Origin of the sequence: Vibrio sp. D420a (assembly GCF_030248625.1) — a bacterium.
GTDB lineage: Bacteria > Pseudomonadota > Gammaproteobacteria > Enterobacterales > Vibrionaceae > Vibrio > Vibrio fortis_A.
In genome coordinates this window covers 24,248-33,962 of the sequence record NZ_JAHGAN010000013.1, presented here as the reverse complement: position 1 = coordinate 33,962, position 9,715 = coordinate 24,248, and the positions used below count along the sequence as shown (strand labels likewise).

Sequence of the window (9,715 nt, the reverse complement as noted above, 5' to 3'; positions counted from 1 at the left end):
GACTTCGCGAAAGAAACAACGCAAATGACTAAGTCGCAAATTCTTTCTCAAGCGTCTAGCTCGATTCTTGCTCAAGCGAAGCAAGCACCGAACTCAGCACTTAGCCTTCTAGGTTAATCAAATAAAAGTGGCATTGCATTTGTCAGTGCCTCTTCCACAAATTAGCTCGTGGTGAGAGATGAGCGCTAAACAAACCCAGCTTCGGCTGGGTTTTCGCGTTTTTGGTGTTTGGTAAAGTGTTTTGGGATACCTGATTGTGTCGTTGGTGGCGAGAGAGATTCCCTATATCGCTCGTTCCTCGCGGTAGGGAATGACGATAAATAGGCAACTTGTAACTAACTCTAAATGTCCTAAATAGTCATCCCAGAGCCGAGTAGAGCGAGGCATCAGGGATCTCAGTCTTGATCAGGTACAGATAAAGGAGCCGATTGTCATTGGTAAAGGAAGAGTTCTTTTTCTTTGATAAAAGGTGATGACCACCACCTCAATATCAAACGCAGTTAAATATCGACGCTTTCACAGTAAATTAATAAGTAACCATGTGCTTATAAATCCATCAATAGTTGAAACTTTAGCGAATATCGCCCGATTAATTGAACTACGATCACACTTTCTCTTGTTATTGAAAATAAAACCAAAAAAATCGATTTTTTTGTTAAAGCTTCTAATCAAAGCGCCGTTAAAGGGATTGAGAGAAATGAGATGTGCCAATGTGAGGTGAGAGACACAGCGGTACATCAGACAATATTGATGTGTGCTTTATGTGAGGTGAGAGTCACTGGCGTGCATCAGAAATGCCTAAAGGAGATCAACTATGGCAATTAATGTAAACACTAACGTGTCTGCAATGACGGCTCAGCGCTACCTAAATGGCGCGGCTGAAGGTACTCAAAAATCAATGGAGCGTTTGTCTTCTGGCTATAAAATCAATAGCGCAAAAGACGATGCTGCAGGCCTACAAATCTCGAACCGCTTAACGTCTCAAAGCCGCGGCCTAGACATGGCTGTGAAGAATGCGAACGACGGTATTTCTATTGCACAAACGGCTGAAGGTGCAATGAATGAGTCTACAAACATTCTGCAACGTATGCGTGACCTTTCTCTACAATCTGCAAACGGTTCAAACAGTAAAGCTGAACGTGTTGCAATCCAAGAAGAAGTAACAGCACTTAACGACGAGCTAAACCGTATCGCAGAAACAACATCTTTCGGTGGTAACAAGCTTCTAAACGGTACTTACGGTAGCCAATCTTTCCAAATCGGTGCGGATTCTGGTGAAGCTGTAATGCTATCTATGGGTAACATGCGTACTGACACTCAAGACATGGGTGGTAAGAGCTACACAGTTGAAGAAGGTAAAGACTCTTCTTGGACAGTAGCGGCAGGTTCTGACCTAACGATGAAGTACAAAGACAAGTTTGGTGAAGAGCAAGAAGTAAATATCTCTGCAAAAGCGGGTAACGATATTGAAGAACTTGCGACTTACATTAACGGTCAAAGTGAAGACGTTAAAGCTTCTGTTGGTGAAGGCGGCAAACTACAACTGTTCGCTTCAAGCCAAAAAGTACAAGGTGATGTTGAGTTTGGCGGTAGCCTATCTGGCGAGCTAGGTCTTGGCGACGGTAAAGAAGTAACTGTTAACGATATCGACGTAACTTCTGTAGCGGGCGCTAACGAAGCTGTTTCTATCATTGATGGTGCGCTTAAGTCTGTAGACAGCCAACGTGCTTCTCTGGGTGCTTTCCAAAACCGTTTTGATCACGCAATCAGCAACTTAGATAACATCAACGAAAACGTTAATGCATCTAAGAGCCGTATCAAAGATACTGATTACGCGAAAGAAACGACAGCTATGACGAAGTCTCAAATCCTACAACAGGCGAGTACTTCAATCCTAGCTCAAGCGAAGCAATCGCCATCAGCAGCTCTAAGCTTATTGGGCTAAGCTTACTTAGTAGGCGGCAATAGAGGTCTACCTTGGTAGGGCTCTAATGCCATGGCTCATTTAAGGTCGGAAGGAGAGTGTCATGGAAATATCATCCAGCGCATCGAACGTCCAGCCTTATGGCTCACCTAATGGCATTAAATTTGCATTCGATGAAGGTAGCAGTGCGCCAAGTGTTTCTAAACCACTAGAAGTTGCATCCAAAGATAAGGTAGAGAAATCGCAAGAGGATGCTACCGAAGCGGCGATTCAATTAGCTCAAGATAGACAAGAGCTGAATAAAGAAGAGCGCGTTAAAATGGTAGAGAAGATGAATGAGTTTATCTCTTCTATCAACAAGGGTGTCGCCTTTAAAGTGGATGAAGAATCGGGTAGAGATGTGGTGACGATATACGAAGCCACAACAGGTGATATTATTCGCCAAATACCAGATGAAGAAATGCTTGAGATTTTAAGGCGCCTAGCGGCCCAAACCTCAAATAGCGGGCTATTGGAGGCGAAGGTTTAAGTCGTATTATTGAGGTGATTTGATGAGTTTAGGCCCACTTGGGATGTCGTCTGGCATGGATATCAACTCCATGGTCAGCAAAATTGTAGATGCGGAGCGCGTACCTAAGCAGCAACGTATCGACAATGAAAGAACGCGAATCGATTCCAGCATTAGTGCCTATGGAAGACTCAGAGAATCGCTTGATTCGATGAAGAACTTAATGACGAACTTTCGTCAGGAAAAAGCTTTCGCTGTGAGAACAGTTGAAAGTACCGATGACGGAGTTGTGTCTGCAACCGCTACTACGGATGCAATTGCAGGCAAATATGCCATCGATGTGTTGCAGCTTGCCCAAAGCCATAAAGTGGCTTCTGATGTTCTATCGGAAGACATGAAATTTGGCCCAGGTAAGCTGCAGGTTTCGCTTGGTGAGAAGAGCTTTGATGTACAAGTCGGTGAGCGCTCGAAACTTATCGACGTTGTACGAGGTATCAATGGCGCAAGTAATAACCCGGGTGTTCGTGCCTCGGTCATCAACGACGTTGAGGGTCCTCGCCTTATCGTCGCGTCAAACCTATCTGGTGTGGAGCAACAGATCAGCATTAATGTTGACGCTCAGTCGGATAATCCCCTCAAAAAACTTGAATACAAAACTCTTGAAGAGCGCGTAAAAGCCTTAGAATCGGCACGTCTCGCTGCTCAAGAGATCCTTTCAGAGCCTGCTCCAGGGCAAGAAACTGCCCCTATCGAAGCGGCAACTGAAACACCACAAGAGTTGGATGCTGATGGCAACCCTATGCCACAAGAAGCGTCTGATTCTGAAAACCTACCGCTTGATTCAGAACTCGCTCAAGACCCAAGCAGCCAAACTTTTGGAGAGGCAGCTGCCGCAGCTGGCCAAGCAGCATTAGATGCAGCGAAGGCATCGGCTTCTGTTATGCCAGAAGACAATATCCCCGGTTGGACAGAAACTGCGTCAGGTACCTTGCTCGACTCATATTACACCCCTGAGCTTGAACTGGATGAGAAAGCGATAGAGAAGGCGCCGGATGTTCCGGGTTGGACTAATGCCGCATCGGGCACATTGACGGACTCTTACGTGACACCGAAAGAAGCTCAGCAAAAGCTTGAGGCTGAGCAAGCTCGTATCGAAGAGAAAACCGCTGAAGAGAAGGCAGCGCTAGCAGAACGTGTTGCCAAGGGCGAGATTACTGAACAACAAGCTAAAGAGATTGAGCGTTCAAAACTTCCTCAAGAAGAGCGAGAGCACCTAGAAAAAATCGATAAAGCTCAAGCGGATCTAGAGAAAGCGCAGAAATCTTTTGATACCTATAGTGGCATGACTGAGGTTCAAGCGGGCCAAGACTCCATGGTTGTATTGGATGGCGTGGCTCAGCTTTCGAGTAACAACAATGTGATTGAAGATGCAATTGAGGGTATCGACATCACAGTAAAAGGCAAAACACCGAAAGATAAAGCTCCTGCAGAGATTGGTGTTGAGTATGACCGCGGTAGTGTGCGTCAGGATATTGAAGCCTTTGTTGCATCATACAATCAGTTCTACCAAGTGTCACAGAGCCTATCGGGTGTCGATCCGACCACTGGTCAAAAAGGACCATTGGCTGGTGATAGCACAGTGAGAAACGCAGACTCACGTTTGAAAAGTGTGTTCTCAACTAGCATTAAAGATGCGCCGCCGGATATCAGTTCCCTAACTGAGTTTGGTATCACCACAACTCGTCAAGGTACCCTCGAAATCAACTACGACATGTTGGACCGCCAATTGAACAACAACTTCGATAAGTTGGGTGATTTTTTTGGTGGTAACAATGGTTTTGCCAAAAAGGTGGAAGACGCCATTCAAGGCATTACAGGTGTAACAGGCTCAATTCGAACGCGTGAACGAAGCTTGGTTGAACAGAACTATCGTTTGGTCGATGACCAAGCGGCACTTGATCGCCGCATGGAAGGGTTGGAAAGTCGCACCCACGCTCGTTTTACTGCGATGCAAGAAGCGACCGGCAAAATGCAGTCCCAGTTGGGCAGTATGATGAATGCGTTGGGCTAATAGATGATGGACGAACTTCAGAAGCTTTGTGAACTAGATCAACAAATTATGGCTAAGTTCGAAATAAGTGAAATTAATACTGAAGAAATAATGACGCTTGTCGATAACAGAGAACAGTTGTTGCAAAACGTGCTTCATTTATTGGATTCACACCCCGACGTTAAGCAAAGCTCGGAATGGTACAATGCCATTACGAGAACAAGAAAATTGGTTGAATTGATGCAAACGGAAACGACACGAGTCGGCAAAGACTTGAAGAAGTACCGCCACGGAAACAAATCAGTTCAACAGTATAAAAAGTTTTTATAGAAGAGGTTTACTATGCGCGGTTCTTTACAGGCATATAAAAAGGTATCAGTGGATAGTCAGCTTACTGCTGCCTCACCCCATAAAATTGTTCAAATGTTGATGGCAGGTGCTATCGAACGTCTTATTCAAGGTAAGGCGGCGATGCAAGCAGGGAATATTCCTGTTAAGGGTGAGCGTCTGGGTAAAGCGTTAGACATCATTATTAGCCTTCGTAGCTGTCTATCAATGGACGATGGTGGTGATATCGCTAAAAACCTAGATCAACTTTATGAGTTTATGATCACTCAAATTTCTGCGGCGAATCACAAAAATGACCCTCAACCTATTGATGATGTGATTGATATCATCCGCGAGATTAAGAGCGCTTGGGACCAGATCCCGAATGAATATCACAATTTAACCTCTGCTGAAGTGGGTATTTAGAGAAAATTCAAAGTTCTAACCGATCTCACATGAGTTAATTGGTTGGTTGCCTTATTTTTTTAATCAAATAAAATAGAAGCCATTAGATAGCCTAATGGCTTTTTTTCGTTGCTGATTTTCATAATTTGTCTATCGTTAATCTTATCAATGATACTTTTTTCTGTTTTATAGATTACGTTGCTTAATGTTTTCCGCATCACACCAATAATAAAGGCAATACATCCTACTTATGCAAGGTTTGTCAAAACTGCTTGTCGTAGACGATAATGCTCAAGAGCGTCACAATTTAAGCACAATATTAGAGTTTGTAGGAGAGGGCTGCGAAGTTGTCAGCTCTGAACAAGCACACAAGGTCGACTGGTCTCAACAGTGGGCGGGGTGCATTATTGGCTCTATTAAGGGCAACGGCTTCACATCTTTACTCAATGAACAGCTGATCAACGCTAACCATATCCCCTTGTTAGTAATGGGCAAGCACAACTATTCTGTGGATGAGTTAACCAACTATGTTGGTGAGCTAGAACTGCCACTCAATTACCCGCAACTTAGTGATGCATTAAGGCATTGCAAAGACTTCTTAGGCCGCAAAGGCGTTAATGTCGTCTCATCAGCACGCAAAAATACACTGTTTCGCAGCCTAGTCGGTCAAAGCTCTGGTATTCAGGAGGTACGTCACCTCATCGAGCAAGTCTCTTCTACCGAGGCAAACGTGTTGATCTTAGGTGAGTCCGGTACGGGTAAAGAGGTTGTAGCACGTAACATTCATTACCATTCAAAACGCCGTGGTGGACCTTTCGTTCCTGTGAACTGTGGTGCTATCCCACCAGACTTGTTGGAGAGTGAGCTTTTTGGTCACGAAAAAGGGGCATTTACCGGTGCGATTACCGCGCGTAAAGGCCGCTTTGAACTGGCGGAAGGTGGAACCTTATTCCTGGATGAAGTTGGCGATATGCCAATGGCGATGCAGGTAAAACTGCTACGCGTATTGCAAGAACGTTGTTTTGAACGCGTAGGCGGCAACGCAACGCTGCAAGCTAATGTACGTGTCATTGCAGCAACACACCGCAATCTTGAGAGCATGATCGATGATGAAGCGTTCCGCGAGGACCTTTACTACCGATTGAATGTGTTCCCAATCGAGATGCCTGCACTGCAAGAGCGTAAAGAAGATATACCGCTGTTGCTACAAGAGCTGATGACGCGTATGGAAGCGGAAGGCAGCATGCCGATCTGCTTCACGCCGCGTGCTGTTAATTCTTTGATGGAACATGATTGGCCAGGCAACGTTCGCGAGTTGGCGAATCTAGTTGAACGTATGGTTATTCTGTATCCGAACAGCTTGGTTGATGTGAACCATCTGCCAACTAAGTATCGCTATAGTGATATCCCTGAGTTCCAACCAGAGTTCAATAGCTTTGTGTCGGAAGAAGAGCAAGAGCGCGACGCATTAGCGGATCTATTCTCTGAAGACTTCAGTTTTGATCAACAAGATGATCTCAATGATAACGCCAATGCCCCTCAAGAGCTGCCACCAGAAGGCGTAAACTTAAAAGAGTTACTCGCTGACTTGGAAGTGAATATGATCAACCAAGCTTTGGAAGCTCAAGGCGGTGTGGTTGCTCGTGCGGCAGACATGTTGGGTATGCGACGTACAACCCTTGTTGAGAAAATGCGCAAATACAATTTGCAGCGATAAATCCTACTGAATACGGTAGCTCATGGAGAACCCTGATCTACCTTTTAATCAGAGATAGCCGAGTTGTTGACGGCTTAACTATGTGATAAATATAGCAAATAGCCTGATGTGTGTGGTGCATGTCAGGCTATTCTAGTATTTGAGGCCAATTTTTTATATGCACGCATCTGACCAACCAGAAAACCAATCACACTTAGACTCTGTTGAGCAGCAAGTTGAGCGATACAAGCAAGTACTCGATGTGATGCCTGCTGGCGTTATCTTGTTGGATACTCAGGGTGAAGTTAGAGAAGCTAACCCTGAAGCCCACCGTATATTAGGTGTGGAGCTGGTGGGAGAGAAGTGGTTCTCTGTGATCCAGAGTGCATTTGATCCCAAAGACGATGATGGCCACGAAATTTCACTGAAAAATGGACGTAAAGTTCGTTTGGCGATCTCTGCATCAGCCACTGGTCAGCTGATCTTAATTACCGATCTGACAGAAACTCGACTGCTTCAATCGCGTGTGAGTGATCTTCAAAGACTCTCTTCACTAGGAAGAATGGTCGCTTCTTTGGCGCACCAAGTTCGTACACCATTGTCCAGTGCGATGCTCTATGCTTCTAATTTAGCTGCGCCAAATTTGCCACCTGCCACAAAAACGCGCTTTCAAACTAAGCTTATGGATAGACTGCATGACCTTGAGAAGCAGGTTAATGATATGCTGTTGTTCGCTAAAGGTGGTGATAACAAAGTCGTGAAGCCATTTACGGTGTCAGAGTTGATCGCTGAATATCAGCCGATGGTCGAGACGGCACTCAAGACCAACAACATCGATTATTTCCAAGAAGTCGAAGGTGAAGAGACGCAAATGTTTGGTAATGCCAATGCCATTGCTTCTGCTTTAAGTAACTTAGTTCTCAATGCCGTACAGATTGCGGGTAAAGAGTCGCAAATCGATGTGTTTTTCCGACCGGTGAACGGCGAGCTTAAGATCTCGGTTCAAGACAGTGGCCCTGGTGTACCGAAAGAGCTGCAAGGAAAGATCATGGAGCCGTTTTTCACTACGCGCTCTCAAGGCACAGGTCTTGGTTTGGCTGTGGTACAGATGGTGTGCCGCGCTCATGAAGGGCGATTAGAATTAATATCAGAAGAGGGCGATGGCGCATGCTTTACGATGTGCTTACCACTAGAACGCACCTCTACTGCTGAAAGTATTTAAGTTTTAACTGAATTTACACTGGAGAATCACATGGCTCAAAGCAAAGTGTTAATCGTAGAAGATGATGAAGGTCTACGTGAAGCCTTGGTCGATACGCTCGCGCTCGCTGGCTACGAATGGCTAGAAGCGGACTGCGCGGAAGATGCTCTGGTCAAGTTAAAGTCTAACTCCGTTGATATCGTCGTATCCGATGTTCAGATGGCGGGCATGGGCGGATTAGCCCTATTAAGAAATATCAAACAAAACTGGCCGAATCTGCCAGTGCTATTGATGACAGCTTACGCCAACATTGAAGATGCCGTTGCCGCGATGAAAGAAGGCGCGATTGATTACATGGCTAAGCCATTCGCACCAGAAGTCCTTCTGAATATGGTGAGCCGCTATGCACCGGTTAAGTCTGACGATAACGGCGATGCTGTGGTTGCCGATGAGAAGAGCCTTAAGTTATTAATGTTGGCTGACAAGGTCGCTAAAACCGATGCCAATGTGATGGTTCTAGGTCCAAGTGGTTCGGGTAAAGAGGTGATGTCGCGCTATATCCATAACGCTTCTAACCGTAAAGATGGTCCATTCGTTGCGATTAACTGTGCTGCGATTCCTGACAATATGCTTGAAGCAACTCTGTTTGGATATGAAAAAGGTGCCTTCACTGGTGCGATCCAAGCGTGTCCGGGTAAGTTCGAACAGGCACAGGGTGGTACAATTTTGCTAGATGAGATCAGTGAGATGGATCTTAATCTTCAGGCGAAACTGTTACGTGTATTGCAGGAGCGTGAGGTAGAACGCCTTGGTAGCCGTAAGAGCATTAAGCTCGACGTTCGTGTGTTGGCAACTAGTAACCGTGATTTAAAACAGTATGTCTCGGAAGGTAATTTCCGTGAAGACTTGTATTACCGACTCAATGTATTCCCAATCTCTTGGCCACCACTGTGTGAACGCAAGGGAGATATTGAGCCACTAGCTAAGCATCTAATTGAGCGTCACTGCACCAAGCTGGGGATGCCTGTACCAACGATTTCGGCTGATGCAATCGGCAAACTGGTGAGCTACCCATGGCCAGGAAATGTACGAGAATTAGACAATGTTGTACAGCGTGCGCTAATATTGAGCGAACAAGCTAACATCTCCGGAGAGCATATTTTGCTAGAAGGTGTAGATTGGCAAGATGCCAGTGGCCTACAGCAAATTGTTGAAGGTAACGATGTAGCAACGCCAGATGTTAAACCAATCGCCGAAGCTAACCCTGTTACTAAAGTCTCCTCCGCAGGTGAAGGATTGGGCAACGAACTGCGTGATCAAGAGTACGCGATTATTCTTGAGACGCTGATCGCTTGTAATGGTCGTCGTAAAGATATGGCCGAGAAATTGGGTATCAGCCCGCGTACTCTGCGCTATAAGTTGGCGAAAATGCGTGATGCTGGGATAGATATCCCAAACTAAGATACGATTAATCCTGCATTGAATGTGGACATAGAGTACGATATTTAATCACTCTGCCACTGTCTTTTTATAGACAGTGGCACATTAATTGCTCTATCAATAGTACAGCAACAAAGAAAGTCATAATTTTGACTCTGAGGTAG

9 protein-coding genes are annotated in these 9,715 nt (G+C 45.3%); all 9 read left to right on the top strand.

The genetic code is table 11. The annotated features are described in order from the left end of the window. Positions 1–117, top strand: a 117-nt coding sequence (locus tag KI743_RS11145) for a flagellin (protein ID WP_261314782.1), incomplete at its 5' end; no start/stop codon positions are given. Between the two features lie 697 nt (positions 118–814). Next, positions 815–1,945: a flagellin gene (locus tag KI743_RS11140; RefSeq protein ID WP_032549674.1), complete on the top strand. Its 1,131-nt coding sequence runs from the start codon at positions 815–817 to the stop codon at positions 1,943–1,945. Positions 1,946–2,027: 82 nt separating this feature from the next. Further along, positions 2,028–2,453, top strand: coding sequence for a flagellar protein FlaG (gene flaG / locus KI743_RS11135; RefSeq protein WP_285466442.1), 426 nt, complete (start codon positions 2,028–2,030; stop codon positions 2,451–2,453). Between the two features lie 22 nt (positions 2,454–2,475). Further along, on the top strand, positions 2,476–4,503 hold the full coding sequence (gene fliD, locus KI743_RS11130) for a flagellar filament capping protein FliD (RefSeq protein ID WP_285466441.1): 2,028 nt from the start codon (positions 2,476–2,478) through the stop codon (positions 4,501–4,503). Positions 4,504–4,506: 3 nt separating this feature from the next. Further along, a complete protein-coding gene (locus tag KI743_RS11125; RefSeq protein WP_285466440.1) occupies positions 4,507–4,812 on the top strand; it encodes a flagellar protein FliT in 306 nt (101 codons plus the stop codon). A 12-nt stretch (positions 4,813–4,824) separates the two neighbouring features. After that, on the top strand, positions 4,825–5,235 hold the full coding sequence (gene fliS / locus KI743_RS11120; protein ID WP_008218262.1) for a flagellar export chaperone FliS: 411 nt from the start codon (positions 4,825–4,827) through the stop codon (positions 5,233–5,235). 229 nt (positions 5,236–5,464) lie between these two features. Next, on the top strand, positions 5,465–6,931 hold the full coding sequence (locus tag KI743_RS11115) for a sigma-54 dependent transcriptional regulator (protein WP_032549669.1): 1,467 nt from the start codon (positions 5,465–5,467) through the stop codon (positions 6,929–6,931). Positions 6,932–7,088: 157 nt separating this feature from the next. Continuing rightward, positions 7,089–8,132: a PAS domain-containing sensor histidine kinase gene (locus KI743_RS11110; protein WP_285466439.1), complete on the top strand. Its 1,044-nt coding sequence runs from the start codon at positions 7,089–7,091 to the stop codon at positions 8,130–8,132. Positions 8,133–8,162: 30 nt separating this feature from the next. Continuing rightward, positions 8,163–9,572 (top strand): sigma-54 dependent transcriptional regulator, encoded by a 1,410-nt coding sequence (locus KI743_RS11105; protein ID WP_032549666.1) that lies wholly within the window; start codon positions 8,163–8,165, stop codon positions 9,570–9,572. Positions 9,573–9,715: the final 143 nt, after the last annotated feature.

Bases quoted from the DNA above. Each gene is read 5' to 3' on its own strand.
- KI743_RS11140 (WP_032549674.1), top strand. From the start codon at position 815: ATGGCAATTAATGTAAACACTAACGTGTCTGCAATGACGGCTCAGCGC.
- flaG (WP_285466442.1), top strand. From the start codon at position 2,028: ATGGAAATATCATCCAGCGCATCGAACGTCCAGCCTTATGGCTCACCT.
- fliD (WP_285466441.1), top strand. From the start codon at position 2,476: ATGAGTTTAGGCCCACTTGGGATGTCGTCTGGCATGGATATCAACTCC.
- KI743_RS11125 (WP_285466440.1), top strand. From the start codon at position 4,507: ATGATGGACGAACTTCAGAAGCTTTGTGAACTAGATCAACAAATTATG.
- fliS (WP_008218262.1), top strand. From the start codon at position 4,825: ATGCGCGGTTCTTTACAGGCATATAAAAAGGTATCAGTGGATAGTCAG.
- KI743_RS11115 (WP_032549669.1), top strand. From the start codon at position 5,465: ATGCAAGGTTTGTCAAAACTGCTTGTCGTAGACGATAATGCTCAAGAG.
- KI743_RS11110 (WP_285466439.1), top strand. From the start codon at position 7,089: ATGCACGCATCTGACCAACCAGAAAACCAATCACACTTAGACTCTGTT.
- KI743_RS11105 (WP_032549666.1), top strand. From the start codon at position 8,163: ATGGCTCAAAGCAAAGTGTTAATCGTAGAAGATGATGAAGGTCTACGT.